We start from the raw sequence: 15944 nt of genomic DNA, 5'->3' as shown, positions 1-15944 counted from the left end.
AGAACTGTAAAAAGTTTAGCATTATTTATACCCATTCAGTGAGTATATTGTTCCAAAATCATTCGAATTATAATGAGGCCAATTCGGTGGCCTTATCATCTCGATCATGACTCAAGCTTTGCTTTAAGCGACTGAGTTGTTTCAGAATACTTAACATCAAAGATAATTGCTGTAAAACAATCAGCGATTTCTGATCATCTTCATTATTTTGGCTTAAGCGTTGACGAATCGTGTTCAGCATGTTTTGTGCTGTCAGGTCGGGAACTTCATCTTTTAATAAAGAACCTTGGATATCCTCTAAAGCCAGATCTAAAAGATTTAATACCTCTTGATCCTGTATTTTTTCACGATGTGCCCCGAGCGCGGCAATATAGCTGAGCAGGGTGTGATTCAAACATAAGAATTCAAAAGCCAGACTTTTTTGTGTGGGATCGAAATCTGGCTCTGTGGCTAAGGTTGAAATCAGCGAGGCAACTTCAGCATCATTATTATGTGCAGCACGACGTACCACACGATATTTAAGACCGTGATTACGCCCATATTTATACTGTTCGATCACTTCGGCAAGATAGTCAATTTGCGCACTCAATGAGCGCTTCATGGTGCGTGAGAGACGGCGGAACTTCCAGTCGGGGAAAATAAAACTGACGCCAAACCATGCCAAAGCACAGCCAATCAAGGTATTAATCATGCGGGGTAAAGCGGCATCAAAGCCCATTCCATCCAGATTGAAATTAATCAGCGCAAGAATGGTAATAAACGCGGTGGCCTGGGCATACTGTTTACTGCGCAATTCAAAGAACAGCACGCCACTCAACACTAATAATAAGAGTTGACCTTCAATTGACGGGATAAAGTACAAAATCGCATAGCCCAGAATAATACCCACTAAAGTCCCGACTATACGCAGGCGTAAACGACGTTTGGTGGCATTGAAGTTCGGTTGGCTGACAAAAAGGGCAGTCAGTAAAATCCAGTAGCCATATTCAATCTGGGTTACTTGAACAAAAATATAACCAATAAGCAGAACAATCGAGACCCGTATTGCATGCCTAAACAGCACAGATTCCGGGGTTAAGTGCTGTTTAATGCGGATCACCACATCATCCCAGCCTTTTAAGTCGTCATCTTTCAACTGGTTTTCAATATGTTTGGTTTTATCAAGCTTGATATAACGTTCGGTTTCTACATTACGCAGTTGGGCATCAATCGACTTTAAATTTTGATACAGGGAAAATAGTGCGTTGATCCAGACTTGGTCATATTGTTGTTCAGCACGTAATTTCTCTAAAGAGAGTTTTAAATTGGCAAAAGTAGGCTTAAAGCGCTTGTTATGCTGATAGGCTTCACGGTGCAAAATACTGTAACTTAAATCTTTACAGGCTTTTGCTTGAATGAATAAAATTCGTTGGAAGCGAAACAGGATGTCGCTATGTTCAAAAATTTTAACCAGTTTTTGATAATCAATATGTGCTGAATCGGCACGTTCATGAATATCTTGCGCGACAAAATAATATTGCAAGCTGCGACGGGTATCTTTTTGTCCCCGGTCACCCTTTAAACGGGTCAAAAGCGCAGTTTTCATTTCATTGAAAATGCCGACCAGTTTGCCATTTTCCAAAGACAGCTCAATCATGCTTTGTTGATAACTGTTTGGGGTCATGTCGACATCAAACAGATTCGATTTTGCAAACAGAAAATCTCCCAGAGATGAATAACACTGCGACAATTTATCTTGCACTTGGCGAACTGGAAATAACAAGAAACTGATGGTTGAAATCAGCCCATACCATGCCGCACCTGTCACCAAAAGCAAGGGTTGGCTATACCAGTTATCAAATAGCTCCACACCTAGCATCGAGTAAACTGAAATGACCAGGCAACCATAGGAAATGGTGGCATAACGACGCCCCAGTGAACCCAGCAGAATCCAGCCGATACAGGAAACAATCAGGCCTAAGGCAAATAAAATCGGATAAGGAAATAAGAAGTAAATCGAGCTGGCGGTAATAAAAAAGCCGATATAAGTATAAATCAGGTTCATGATACGAACCGAAAAACGGTCGTCAATATCACTTAATCCAGCTGCGACCACTCCTAAGGTCAACGGGATGGTGAGGAGTTGGTTACCTAAAAGATAAGGAACAAAGGCTGTACCCGAAAAAGCAATGATCATGCGGATGTTGTACATGAATGTTGTGTTATAGGTTGCTTTACGAAGTCTAATGAGCCAGCTATTCAAGATTAAATCCTTATCAAACTTTCAGGTCAAACATATTGAAAACATTGAATACGTTTATGGATTTAAAGACGTATTCAATGAAGTCTACTATGGAAAAATATTTTTTATATAGTTTATGCATCTATATCGTTAAGTTTATGACGTTGCAAAATCATTGATTTTCGGTCTGCACAGCTGTTGTTTTAAATGGTTCAATTGCGGCAACATGCTAAACATCAATGAAAGCTGTTGAATAACGATGAGTGATTTAGAAACATCAAGAGCAGATTCATTTAAGTGCTGCTGTACTGTATTTAAGACAGTATAACTTTTGAGGTTTGGCATTTCATCACTCAAAAAAGTAAGTTCAATATCTTTCAATGCCAAATCTAGTAAATCCAGAATTTCAGGCGCTTCAATTATTTCACGATGAGCGCCCAATGCGGCAATGTAACTTAAGAATGTATGATTTAAACATAAAAATTCGAATGCTAAAGCTTTATGCGTTGGATCATAGTCAGGCTCTGTTTCAAGGGTGGAAATGAGTGAGGCAATCTCGGCATCTGTATTATTGGCAGCACGACGCACCAATCGATAATTTAAACTATTATTTCGACCTTCACGATATTGAGTAATCACTTCTGCTAAATATTCACTTTGCGATTTTAAGGAACGCTGAATCGTTCTTGGTAAGTTGCGAAACTTCCAATCTGGAAAAATGAACAGAATACCGAGCCATGCGAGGAAACAGCCAATAATCGTATCGATTAAACGTGGAATAGCTGCTTCATAGCCTACGCCATCAAAGTTGAAATTAATTAAGGCTAAAATCGTGATAAATGCGGTAGCTTGCGCATATTGCTTACTACGCAATACTAAGAAGAGTGCACCACTAATCGTGAGTATTAATAGTTGTCCGACCAAAGAAGGTACAAAATAAAGCACAATATAACCAATAATAATGCCGATAAAAGTCCCTGAAATTCTTAAATATAAACGACGTTTGGTGGCATTAAAATTCGGTAAACAGACAAAGACTGAGGTCAATAAAATCCAGAAACCCGATGGAATATTGGTAATCTCAACCAGAACATAACCGACAAAAAGAACAGTAGATAAACGAATCGCATGCCTGAATAAAATAGATTCGGGTGTTAAGTTTTGCCTGACTCGAATCACAATATCAGACCAGCCTTTTAAGTCATCATCATTTAATTGGTGGTCTAGAGATTTGTCATGGTCATGTTTTATATGTTGTTCTGTTTCGATATTATTCAGTTGATGATCAATGGCTTTCAGATTTTGATAAAGAGAGCTTAAAGAATTAATCCAACTTAGATCATAAGTTTTCTCATCCCGAAGTTTTTCGATTGAAATTCTTAAGTTTTGAAACTTGACTTCAAATTCTGGATTATGTTTATAAAAATGACCATGTAAAATGCTATCGCTTAAATCCTTGCAGGCTTTTGCTTGTAAAGAAAAGATCCTTTGAAAGCGGAACATGATATCGCTATGTTGGAAAATTTGGGTAAGTTTAAGATAATCAAAATGGGAGGAGTCAGCACGTTCATGTATATCTTGAGCTACAAAATAATATTGCAGGCTTCGACGTGTATCTAGTCGGCCACGGTCACCTTTTAGCCGAGTTAATAAGGTGCTACGCATTTCATTGAACATGCTCACCAAATGACTATTTTCAAAAGATAAACTAATCATACTTCGCTGATATGTTTGAGCTGTCATTTCAACATCAAACAAATTTGATTTTGCGAAGAGCACATCGGCTAAGGATGAATAGCAAAGGGACAATTGATCTTGTACTCTGCGGATAGGGAAGAGTAAAAAAAAGATCGTAGAGATTAAACCGTACCAGACCGCGCCAGAAACAAGCAGGGCTGGTTGTACATACCATGGTTCAAATAGATGTACGCCCAGCATTGCATAGACTGTCACCACCAAGCATCCATATGATATTGACGCATATCTTCTACCCAATGAACCCAATAAGATCCATCCGATACATGCGACAATAAAGCCACACGCAAACACAAAGGGGTAAGGAGATAAAAGCTGTACGGCAGTGGCAGTAATGAAAAAACCAATGTAGGTATAAATCATATTCATTATTCTGACCGAGAAGCGATCATCGATGTCGCCTAAGCCTGCGGCAACCACTGCTAATGAAAGAGGAATAGTAAGGATTTGATTACCGATTAAATAAGGAAAAAATGCAGTTCCCCCAAAGATAATCAACATACGTATTGTGTATAGAAATGTGGTGTTATAGGTTGCTTTTTTCAGCTGAACCAACCAAGTATTCAAACCCCAATCCTTAAAGTGCTTTATTTTTCGATGCGGATTATATGATGAATATAAGATGAATATTCACTTATCTTTAGCAGAAATTTTATTATGTTCGGTATAGACTTGAAAATATACAGTCTTCAATTTGAATAACAGCAGATGTCGGAAATTAGAGATAGACAGCAGTATGCGACGAGTTGGATCATTCTATTGGCTTTATTGACCTCTTTGGGTCCTTTATCCATAGATATGTATCTACCCGCCTTACCGCAAATGGCCAATGACTTTGGGGTTAGTACACAAATAGTGGCCAATACTTTACCTGCCTATTTTTTAGGTCTGGCATTGGGACAACTGATTTATGGGCCTTTGAGCGATCGAATTGGCCGTAAACCGCCCCTGTATTTTGGTTTGATGCTTTATATCGTAGCAAGTCTGTTATGTGTCTTTGCAACTGATGAATGGAGTTTAATTGCAGCGCGTATTTTACAGGCCGTTGGGGGCTGTGTCGGGGTAGTGATTGCCCGGGCTGCTATTCGTGACCGTTTGGACATGCAAGCTTCTGCACAAGCCTTTGCCAGTATGATGATTGTAATGGGGATTGCACCGATTATTGCGCCAAGCCTGGGCGCAGTCGTATTGAAGTTTTTTGCGTGGCAGGCCGTCTTCGTCTTTTTAATGTTGATGGGTGTGGTCTGCTTGCTGTGCGTCCACTTTTTCTTTAAAGAAAGCCTGACGCCTGAACGCCGTTTAAAATTGAATCTCAACCAGATATGCAGGCTATATGCGACCATTTTTATTGATCGCAGTTTTAGAGTGCCGATGTTGGCGGGCTGTTTTTCGGGTGGCGTATTATTTTGCTATATCAGTTCATCGGCTTCCGTATTGATGGATGATTATGGTTTGAATCAGCAGCAATTCGCTTATGCCTTTGGTTTAAATGCCTTTGGTATTATGTTGTTATCTACGTTAAATAAAAAACTGGCGCATCGATTTTCGGTACTCGCTCGTTTGAAAATAGGTGGCATGCTTCAACTGATAGGTGCGTCTATTTTATCCATTGCTGGTCTGATCGGTCAGATCCCATTGTGGATAGTACTCTCAGGCATGTTTTTGGCGGTTGCGGGGATTGGTTTTACTGGACCGAATGCCATGGCTTTGGCCATGTCGGAACAAGGGTCGCGTGCAGGAACCGCCAGTGCCATTATGGGGAGCATGCAGTTTGCCTGTGGTTTACTCGGTGGTGTGATTCTGAATTTCCTGATTTGGAATTCACTTTTAAACATGGGTTTAGTGATGCTCATGTTTGTAGCTGTAACTTTGCTGGCGATCATGCAATTAAATCCGCCTGCACCCCATGAGCAAGCAAAAACTTAAGCTTAAAGCTCAAACAAAAAATGTAATAAAAAGAGACGCTATTAAAGGTCTCTTTTTATTGTTAGATGAATTGAACCGGTTTATTTATCCCGCTTACTCATCCAGGAATACAGTAAATTCTTCAACCGCAATACCGCAATACGTGGGGTAATAAAGCTATTTACGATAGCATCCGGATGAGCATAACCCAAGGCAATGGTACAGACCAATTCTTTTCTTTATCTTCCGGGGCATTTAGTACATCGAGTACGATCGGATGAAAATGATTCCAGGCCGCTTGAGGACAGCTATACAGACCACGTTCTTTAGCCGCGATCATGATATTTTGAATCATCATGGAAATATCCATTTTAGAGCCAATCCCCATAATCTTATTCACGGTAAAATATAGAGCGACAGGCGCATCGAATCACTGAAAGTTGCGCAGTTGCTGGCGCGCCATTTGTTCTTTTTCACCTTTTTGTATATTTAATAATCGGTATAAACCCCAGCCATTTTCACGGCGACGCTCAATAAACGGTGAAATCCACGTTTCTGGATAATATGCAAAAGTCTCTTTGTATTGGTTTACAAGTTCTGGCTGGGTAGTCAGTTCCATTTGTGCTTTACATACCCGTTCAACCATTTCATCACGTTTTTCCCCAGTCACCCCATAAACTTTCCAAGGTTGTGTATTGGTTCCTGAGGGTGCCCGACTCGCCACAGTTAAAATGTCTTTAATAATTTGCGCATTAACCGCTTTATTTAAAAAGCCCGTACGGAATGACGTGAAGTAATCGCATCATCAACATGGCGAACTTGTTGCAAATTCATAAAAACTCCTTTTGCAATGAGTTTTTTGGAACTAAGTCCCTATATACATTAGTCTAGTATTTGAGCATGAGATTTTGTATGGATTTTTGCTAAGCTAAAGAATCTATTCACTATTTTTAAAGAAAGAGCTAAAAAGAAGATTATTTTTCAAGCATTGCTTAAGAAAACTGATTTTAATCAAGCAGAGAACTTGATAGATTGAGGGCAACATATGGCTTACATATGTTGTACTTTTATAATACATTAAGCTTTTTCACTGTACTAATAAGCAGAAAATGCAATGATTTTTAAAGCTTTTTATAATTTTAAATCATGATTTTTTCATTGATTTTTTGGGTTTTTAAGGGTCAGTTATGCACGGATGCGAAATATTTAAATTGGAGATTAGAATGAGTCGCTTACTCAACGGTAAATTTATGGCTAAAAGTTTAGCATTAGCAGTGACTGCTGTAATGGTAAGCACAGCACATGCAGGAAAAACTGAACAACAACAAATTCAAGAACTACGTCAAGAAGTTGAAACATTAAAATCTTTAATGCAACAGCAACATCAAGTTCAACAACAGCAGCAAACTCAAATTGAACTAGTTAAAGTTCAACCTGTTCAGATTGTAGCAGCACCAGCAGCTAAACCTGAATTAACAACTGGTTTTAAAACCAAAGCCGGTTCAAGTGTAAATATGTATGGTTTCATTCGTGGCGATGCCAACTATATTATTGAAGGTGCAGATAACGACTTCAATAGTACTCATACTAGTACGGGTACGACCAGAGATAAATTACGTGCGACAGCGAAAACTACCCGTATTGGTCTTGATTTTAATACCCCAGTAGGGGACGCACAAGTCGGTGGTAAAGTTGAAGTTGACTTTGCAAGTGCGACTGAAAATTTACGTATCCGTCATGCTTATTTAACTTATAACAACTGGTTATTTGGTCAAACCACATCTAACTTCTTGTCTAATCATGCACCAGAAATGATTGACTTTAATACCAATATCGGTGGTGGCACAGCACGTATGCCTCAAGTACGTTATAGCCTTAAACTCGCTCCTGCTACTCAGTTACTTATATCTGCAGAAAAGGGTGATAGTGCTGCTACTGCTACAGATATTAAATACAGCCTGCCAAACTTAACTGCAAAATTAACTCAGGGCTTTGCAGAAGGCAAAGGTTCTGTTTCTGCACGTGCGTTAGTTGAGAATTATAAATCAACTGCTGCAGATGAGAAACAAACAGCCTGGGGTATAGCTGCAGGGGTGAATTATCAAATCACTGATCCTTTAAAAGTATCGGCAGATGTTTCACATGTAGTGGGTAACAGCAATTATTTATATGGCAGTAATTCAGCTTATGTAGTTGATCCTGTGAACAACAGTGTTGAACAGAATGAGTTTAATGCTGTTCAGGTCGGTGCAACTTATAAAATTTCGCCTAAGTTACGTTCAACATTGGCATATGGTGCACACTTTGCCGATGATGGTACTGACTACGCACGACTTAATACTGCAGCGAATGAAGAAGTACAACAAGCATGGATTAACTTTATCTATTCACCGGTTAAGCCGATTGACTTAGGTATTGAATACCTTAATGGCAAACGTGATACCTTCGCTGGACAGTCATTTAAAGATAACCGTGTAGGTTTAATGGCGAAATATAATTTCTAATCAAAAAGTTTAGAAATATCTAACAAAAAGAGGCGATTTATTCGCCTCTTTTTTTATTTGTGCTTTCACAATATGATGAGTTGTTTATAAAAAATCTTTATTTATAAGAAATAGATTTTAAACAGCCTGATTTTTCGCAATAAGCAAAATTGTAAAAAAACAGAGACATTAATTAGAAAATCTGGATAATATATCCTTTTTTGAACATTACTTGGCGTGATAGCTTTATCATTGCTGAAAATGCATGTCTGTTTTTGCATATCCTGCAGATATTGGCATGATGAGGACTAGAAGCTTTAAATGAGACGATCTCTCATGAGTGAGCGGGTTAGTAGGGATTTAAGGAAATGTTCTTTCTTTGAATTCCAACAATATGGTAACTTGCGTCGTCTTTTTTATATTTTTTCATTTTTATGAAAAAATAATCTCCTTGTTCGTAGTTTCATCAAAATGAATTTTTCTATATTCCTTTTTGTTGTACAGCTTTTATTTTGTTTGGTCTTTACCAAATGGTTCTTGAGCTTTTTTTCTTTCAAGAAATACTAAGGCTATAGAACAAAAAGAATCCAACTATTTTATGGACAATGATGATGGAATTTACTTTTAATGCCTTTTATACGCTCATTGCAGCGGTAATCGTTCTTTTATTAGGACGGTTTCTTGTCAATAAAATTGATTTTTTAAGACGTTACAATATTCCGGAACCCGTGGCCGGTGGCCTAGTGGCTGCAATTGCTTCACTATTTGTGCACAATATTTGGGGTCTGAGCATCTCTACGAGTACTGAACTCCAAACCAGTTTTATGCTGATTTTCTTTGCCTCTATTGGTCTAAGTGCAAATTTTAGCAAGTTAAAAGAAGGTGGTTTGGGGCTGGTGATTTTCCTGGTTTGTGTGGCTTCATTTATTATCGTGCAAGATTTTGTCGGTATTAGCTTAGCGACTTTACTAGGAATCGATCCTTTAATTGGCTTAATTGCGGGTTCGATTACCTTGACGGGTGGGCATGGTACGGCAGGTGCTTGGGGTGAGATTCTAGAAGTTGAACATGGCATTCAAGGTGCTTTAGCCTTGGGTATGGCCAGTGCAACTTTTGGTTTAATCATTGGCGGCATCATTGGCGGTCCTTTGGCCAAAATGTTGATTAACCGTCATCAACTTGCCCAGCCACGTAGCAATAAGCAAAGAGAAGACCGTGATTCAACACTGAATGCCGATACCGATTCCACTGAATTTACCCAATTTGAATATCCGCATCAGGTGCGTTTAATTACGGCTGATAATGCGATTACTACTTTGGGTATGTTTGCGGCATGTTTAGCTTTTGCTGAATTCATGACTGGCTTTAGTAAAGGAAGCTGGTTTGAGCTTCCGACCTTTGTATGGACGTTAGCCGGCGGTGTTATTCTGCGAAATGTGCTGGAAGGGGTATTTAAAGTTGGAATTTTCGACCGTGCAATTGATGTATTCGGAAATGCCTCTTTATCGCTTTATCTCGCTATGGCATTACTGTCTTTGAAGTTATGGCAATTGTCTGATTTGGCTGGCCCATTGGTGGTTATTCTGGGTGCTCAAACACTAACCATGGCACTTTATGCGGCATTTGTGACTTTCCGCGTTATGGGTAAAAATTATGATGCTGCCGTACTTTCTGCAGGACATTGTGGTTTTGGTATGGGTGCGACACCTACTGCCGTAGCGAATATGCAGGCCATTACCAATATGTATGGCCCTTCGCATAAGGCATTCTTGATTGTTCCATTATGTGGGGCATTCTTTGTCGATTTAATTAACGCCACCGTCATTCAAGTGATTCTTAAGTTTTTTGTATAAGTCTGAATGTATTTCTAAAAAGCCCTAGTAATCTAGGGCTTTTTTATTATTGAACATTATAAAAGGCCAGAATGAGTTGGTAGGTCATAAAACTACCAATTAAACTCAACCAGACGGGCAGCTTGGTTTTGAGTAAGGCGATGACTACGGCAATAAATATAAGATCAGTAATATTTACAATATAATGTTGTGCCATTTGTATGACCATGCACAGTAAAAGACCCACCACTGCCGCATTGATTCCCACCACTGCATGACGAATATCGGCTTGATTCATTAACCATGACCAATAGGGCAAAGTTCCAAAAACAAGAAAAAAGGAAGGCAAAAATATGGCTAAGGTAGCGATACAGGCATTGAGAATCGGATAGGGGGTTAAAGTTAGGAGTGCACCCACATAACTGGCAAAGCTGAATAAAGGACCAGGCATGAGCTGGGCAAAAGCATAACCTAAATCAAATTTCTCGGCAGGAATTAAACCCGTTGCAACGAAATCCTGATGTAAGAAAGGTAGAACGATATGTCCGCCACCAAAAACCAGAGAGGCACTACGATAGAAGCTTTCTACAGTTTGCAGCAATATACTGCTTTGCTGCCAGTTCAGAACGAGAAAGATGAAAAAAGGCAGTATAAATAGAATTAACCAAAGATAGGCATGAGATCTTTGAGGAGAAAAAATAGCAATCTTGAAAGAATTTTTTTCTGTTTTATTTTCTTTGATTTTAGACAATCTGGGGCTTAAGTATATTCCCACCAAGGCGGCTATAAATATCACTATAATTTGATTCATTGGCAGCGGAACAGTGTAAATAAATAAGGTCGAACCCAGCATTAAAATGTATTGCCACAGTCGGGTGCAAAAATTGCCCAGCATCTGCCAGAACGCCCAAGCCACTACAGCCAAAACAATCAGTTGAATACTATGAAAAAATTCTGAAGAAAGCAGTGGGAACAATTGCTGACCCAATACTGCAACCATAGTCATTAAGATTGCTGAAGGTAAGGTAAAACCTAACCATGCAAGCACAGCACCCCAATAGCCTTTTTTTACATAGCCAATGGCCAAACCTACCTGGCTGCTGGTTGGGCCAGGTAAAATTTGTGCCAAAGCAAGCAGCTGGGCATATTGCTGATCATCTAGCCAGTTTAATTGCTTCACAAAAGTGTGATGAAAAAACACCAGATGCGCCGCTGGCCCACCAAATGCGAGGCAACCTAATTTTAGAAAAGTCAGGAAAATAGTGCGATAATGAAGAGATGGCATAGGCAAATTCATTCGGAGCGATCTTTTAAAGTTTAGTATTTTTTGATGGCAGTTTAACGAAATACTACAATGTGAAAAACATATAGTTCTTAAACTGTACGACTTTTAAAAGATAAGCTTATTAATCTTTGGGTGGTTCATGATAAATATCAAATTTGGTTATATTGCTTTAGCTGTAGTAAGTGTAGCGGGATGCCAAAGTGTTCCATATTCTAAGCTTACTGTAGGTTCTACAGGCTTATCTGAATCTCCCAGTGTAGATGCACAAGTACATGCCGACCGCATTGACTTTAAAAAATTAAAAAAACAGGAAAATCGTCCGATTGTTGCTTTGGTGCTTGGGAGTGGCGGGGCTCGTGGTTATGCGCATATTGGTGTCATTCAAGTATTGGAACAACAAGGGATTCATCCTGATTTTATTGTAGGAACCAGTGCAGGAAGTATTGTCGGCTCTATTTATGCCAGTGGTAAAACAGCGACCGAATTACGTGATATTGCCTTGAATATGAAAGCCCAGGATGTGCGTGATGTAAAACTGGATATAAAAGGTTTTTTTGACGGCAAAAAAGTTGAAAACTACGTTAATCAACAAGTGAACAATACCCCGTTAGAATTGCTTAAAACCCCGATGTATGTGGTAGCGACACAATTAAAAGAAGGCAAGAAAGTGGTCTTTAATTATGGCAACACCGGGCAGGCAGTACGTGCTTCAGTGTCTATTCCCAGCATGTTCGTTCCTACTAAAATCGGTACAGATGAATATGTCGATGGTGGCCTGGTCAGTCCTGTACCTGTAGATGTGGCACGTGATCTGGGTGCAGATATTATTATTGCAGTAGACATTTTGGCTCAACCCATGCATACCGAAACCAGTAATCTTTGGGGTTTGTTTAACCAAAATATTAATATCATGCAAAATCATTTGGCCAGTGAAGAGCTGAAACATGCAGATATTGTAATTCAGCCTGATTTAAGAGAAAAAGCACATATTTTTGATGTTAGAGGCCGTGAAATGACCATACGAGCGGGCGCAATAGCAGCACAAAATCAATTAAATGCTATTTCAATTGTATTCAGTCAAAAACACTCTAGAACTGCAACTCAACAATTGAGTGTGCATGATTAGTGGGAAGTTTAAATAAATTGAAAAAAGGAATGCTAAGAACAAGGCATAAATTTTTATAATGAAGCTTTGTTCCTGTTTTTAATACGGTCATAAGTATTCTAAGTTCGATTGATAAGTATGCAAATTAAGCTGAATTTTAGTGTAAAGATAAATTAATCAATTGATATTACTGAGTAAAATTAATTAAGTGTCTAAAAGTTTCATACTATAATATTTTTATATTAATATGTTTTTGTTCAATGATTTAAGTTTACCGCTGAGTGAAAAGTCAATAAACTCAACTTTATTAGAGTCAATATGAAAATATATTTTTGTAAGGTGAGTTAAATGAATAACAGCAGGATGAATATAGAAACAATCAGCATCGAGGATAAAGTCAAAATGGCGACAATGGAACATCTTGTTTTTACAGTGACTGCAGAAAATGCGGATGGTACCTTAAGTATTGAAACACAGCTCGATCAACAGAATGTGCTCAGTTATGGCAATATTTCCAGAGAGATGTTACGTAAAATCGTTGCTTAATATTATTGAATAGGCTGTATTCTATTATTGCACCCTTAAATTCTTAAAAGAATATCTGTAAATAGATTTTGATTGAGTCTTAATTATACTCACCAGCTCATTATTTAAAAATGAAAGGGTTTAAAATTTATGTGCGTGTATTTTTTGTAGTCAATTTTTGAGTATTTATTCTATAAAACAAGGATAAATTAAAAATATAGTAGATACAGTATGTTAAATAAACAGTTATATATTTTTTTGAATGATACTAAAATCACTATAAATAATAATGATGATTATATTGCCGATTTTGACATTCTATTTCGTGGAAAAACGATATAATAATGGCTTAATACTATTGTCTATCCGAGAGTCTAGAGAACGCGATGTCCCCATTAGATCAAATTGCTCCAGCATTAGATGACCAGTCTGAATTAACTATGTCGGTTTTAATGACCCCAGATATGGCTAACTTTTCAGGTAATGTTCACGGTGGAACAATTTTAAAATTGTTGGATCAAGTCGCATACGCATGTGCCAGCCGTTATTCCGGAAGTTATGTGGTAACTTTATCGGTTGATAAAGTCAATTTTAAAGAACCGATCCATGTGGGAGAATTAGTCACTTTCCTGGCTAGCGTGAACCATGTAGGGCGTACCTCTATGGAGATCGGGATTCGTGTAGAGGCACAGAATATTCAAAAACGTACCGTCCGCCATACCAATAGCTGTTATTTCACTATGGTCGCTGTAGATGAAAATGGTAAGCCACAACAGATTCCAGCGCTCAATTTAGATAATGACTGGAAGCGTTGCCGTTTTGAAGCGGCTGAACAGCGCAAAGTGGCACGTCTTCAAGAAAATCATCATCCATCGTGTAGTATTTATAAGAAAACTTCACAGTGATAATAAGCATTGAATGAAAAAAGGCCGCTACTCAGCGGTCTTTTTTTGAGATGAAATGAGGGTGATGTCTGTACAACTAGACTCAATCGGCATATTATAAAACGATACGTATCGTTTCGTTTTGGTGATTTCATGACTGAAGTAGAAGTAGAAAAAACGTCACGCCGTAAGCAATGTATTTTGAAAGCTGTTGTCGTAGCATTAGAAGAATATGACTACAGCCATTTAACTGTAGAAGATATTGCTGCACGTGCAGGGGTAGGAAAATCAACAATTTACCGCTGGTGGAAGCATAAGTCTGATTTGGTTTTCGATGCCTTTAAAGAGCACACTGCTTGTGTATTTGAATTGGATTTTCAACAAAGTTTGCAATTTAATCTGAATCAGCAACTTTTAAAGTTGTCGCATGCATTGAATCATCCGGTTGGACGGGCACTCTTGGTCGTCATGGCTGAGCATCGTGAAGCTGCGGGTGAGTTCTTTAAACAGTATTTATTGCCGCGCCGTGTGCAAACCCGCAAGCTGATTCAAATCGCCATTCAACGTCATGAAATTATTGCTGACTATCCATTTGAGCTGATGCTGGATGCGCTGTATGGTCCTATTCATTATCAGATTATTTTCTTCAATCGTATGCCGGATGAAACGTATATTCAAAATCTAGTGGGTTTGCTGATGCAACCCGTTCTGATTCAAAAGTAGCGCTACGCTACACGGAAGTGGGTCATTATGTCTGCAACGAGTACCGGGCGTTTATGGAATCGCTCTTTTCTATTGTGTCTGTTTAATAACCTGTTTTTATTTACGTATTATTATGCGCTCTTGACCATTTTGCCGATTTACATCATGAAGGATTTAGGTGGCACGGTCAAAGAAGCAGGTTTGGCACTGACCTTATTTCTGCTGTCTTCAATTGCAGTTCGCCCATTTTCAGGATTGATTGTTGAAAAATTGGGAAAAAAAATATCCTTTCGCGGTTCCGAATTTTTATTTGTGCTTTTTTCTTTTAGCTATTTGTTTGCAGATAGCATGTGGGCTTTACTGATTATCCGCTTTGTTCACGGCATCTGGTTTAGTGTATTAACCACGGTCACCGTGCCGATTGCCAATGATTATATTCCGGATCATCGTAAAGGTGAGGGGATGGGTTATTTTGTCATGTCGACTAATCTTGCCGTGGTATTTGGCCCCTTGATTGCTTTAACCGTGCTTCAATTTACCGACTTTATGATGCTGTTTGCCATTTTAAGTGCTGTGATCTGCCTGGGCTTTATTTTTTGCTTAATGGTGCCGGTACAAGAAAATAAATGCGATAAATTACCAAATAAAGTAGAAGAAAAACGGTTGGGTTTGCATGACATTATTGAAATGCGTGCAGTTCCGATTGGCTTTGTCGCATTGCTGACTGCATTTGCCTATTCCAGTATTATGAGCTTCATTACCGCATATAGTGAATCTAAGGACTTACTCGCCTATACCAGTTTATTTTTTATTGTATTCGCCATTTCCATGATTGTAGTAAGACCGTGGGTTGGAAAAATTTATGATCGTAAAGGGGCCAGCGCCGTCATTTATCCTTCGTTTATTTTCTTTGCTTTAGGCTTGGTGGTGGTGAGTTTTATTTCAAACCAATGGATTCTTTGGCTATCTGCTATATTTATTGGGATTGGTTATGGTTCATTATTTCCCTGTTTTCAAACTTTAGCGATTCAGTCTGTGCCCAAGCAGCGAATGGGACATGCAGTCTCGACCTTTTTCACCTTGTTTGATTTGGGTATGGCTATTGGTTCGGTAGTTCTTGGCTTGATCATTGCCTATTATGGTTATCAAAAGACTTATCTATTCTGCGCTGTCATTACTGTGGCAACCTTATGTGTCTATAAATACACAGTTGCAGCATCACTTAAACAACCCAAATAAAGAGGTAC

General features: G+C 38.7%; 11 protein-coding genes and 1 pseudogene. 8 read left to right on the top strand and 4 right to left on the bottom strand.

All coding sequences use genetic code 11. The features are described 5' to 3' along the window. Window positions 1-67: 67 nt before the first annotated feature. Both yccS (AY606_RS11000) and yccS (AY606_RS10995) read right to left on the bottom strand, forming a co-directional pair. The gene (gene yccS / locus AY606_RS11000) at window positions 68-2242 is read right to left on the bottom strand and encodes a YccS family putative transporter (RefSeq protein WP_067868304.1); all 2175 of its coding nucleotides are present in this window, start codon (window positions 2240-2242) and stop codon (window positions 68-70) included. Window positions 2243-2377: 135 nt separating this feature from the next. Further along, window positions 2378-4543 carry a YccS family putative transporter gene (gene yccS / locus AY606_RS10995; protein WP_067868300.1) on the bottom strand — a complete coding sequence of 722 codons (2166 nt, stop codon included), beginning with the start codon at window positions 4541-4543 and terminating at the stop codon, window positions 2378-2380. A 141-nt stretch (window positions 4544-4684) separates the two neighbouring features. On the opposite strand from yccS (AY606_RS10995), the gene AY606_RS10990 reads away from it, so the two are divergent. After that, the gene (locus tag AY606_RS10990) at window positions 4685-5902 is read left to right on the top strand and encodes a multidrug effflux MFS transporter (protein WP_067868298.1); all 1218 of its coding nucleotides are present in this window, start codon (window positions 4685-4687) and stop codon (window positions 5900-5902) included. Between the two features lie 93 nt (window positions 5903-5995). Here the strand turns inward: AY606_RS10990 and AY606_RS10985 are convergent. Further along, window positions 5996-6715, bottom strand: a pseudogene (locus tag AY606_RS10985) (nitroreductase). A gap of 389 nt (window positions 6716-7104) precedes the next feature. Between AY606_RS10985 and AY606_RS10980 the strand changes: the two are divergent. Further along, complete coding sequence (locus AY606_RS10980) at window positions 7105-8385, top strand: DcaP family trimeric outer membrane transporter (RefSeq protein WP_067868296.1); 1281 nt, start codon at window positions 7105-7107, stop codon at window positions 8383-8385. A 590-nt stretch (window positions 8386-8975) separates the two neighbouring features. Then, entirely contained in the window at window positions 8976-10217 is a 1242-nt protein-coding gene (gene gltS, locus AY606_RS10975) for a sodium/glutamate symporter (RefSeq protein ID WP_067868293.1), read from the top strand. A gap of 46 nt (window positions 10218-10263) precedes the next feature. On the opposite strand, the gene chrA is transcribed toward gltS, so the two are convergent. Continuing rightward, complete coding sequence (gene chrA / locus AY606_RS10970) at window positions 10264-11481, bottom strand: chromate efflux transporter (protein WP_067868290.1); 1218 nt, start codon at window positions 11479-11481, stop codon at window positions 10264-10266. A 139-nt stretch (window positions 11482-11620) separates the two neighbouring features. Here chrA and AY606_RS10965 point away from each other — a divergent pair, with 139 nt between their 5' ends. From AY606_RS10965 to AY606_RS10945, 5 genes are all read left to right on the top strand, one after another. Next, window positions 11621-12607, top strand: coding sequence for a patatin-like phospholipase family protein (locus tag AY606_RS10965; protein WP_067868288.1), 987 nt, complete (start codon window positions 11621-11623; stop codon window positions 12605-12607). Between the two features lie 342 nt (window positions 12608-12949). Then, window positions 12950-13132 (top strand): hypothetical protein, encoded by a 183-nt coding sequence (locus AY606_RS10960; protein WP_067868285.1) that lies wholly within the window; start codon window positions 12950-12952, stop codon window positions 13130-13132. Window positions 13133-13497: 365 nt separating this feature from the next. Further along, on the top strand, window positions 13498-14016 hold the full coding sequence (locus AY606_RS10955; RefSeq protein ID WP_067868282.1) for an acyl-CoA thioesterase: 519 nt from the start codon (window positions 13498-13500) through the stop codon (window positions 14014-14016). Window positions 14017-14148: 132 nt separating this feature from the next. Beyond that, window positions 14149-14718, top strand: a complete 570-nt coding sequence (locus AY606_RS10950; protein ID WP_067868280.1) for a TetR/AcrR family transcriptional regulator — start codon at window positions 14149-14151, stop codon at window positions 14716-14718. A gap of 27 nt (window positions 14719-14745) precedes the next feature. Next, window positions 14746-15936: an MFS transporter gene (locus AY606_RS10945; RefSeq protein WP_067868277.1), complete on the top strand. Its 1191-nt coding sequence runs from the start codon at window positions 14746-14748 to the stop codon at window positions 15934-15936. Window positions 15937-15944 lie beyond the last annotated feature (8 nt).

The organism is Acinetobacter sp. SFB (assembly GCF_001647545.1).
Classification (GTDB): Bacteria; Pseudomonadota; Gammaproteobacteria; order Pseudomonadales; family Moraxellaceae; genus Acinetobacter.
This window is presented reverse-complemented; position numbering and strand designations above follow the sequence as displayed.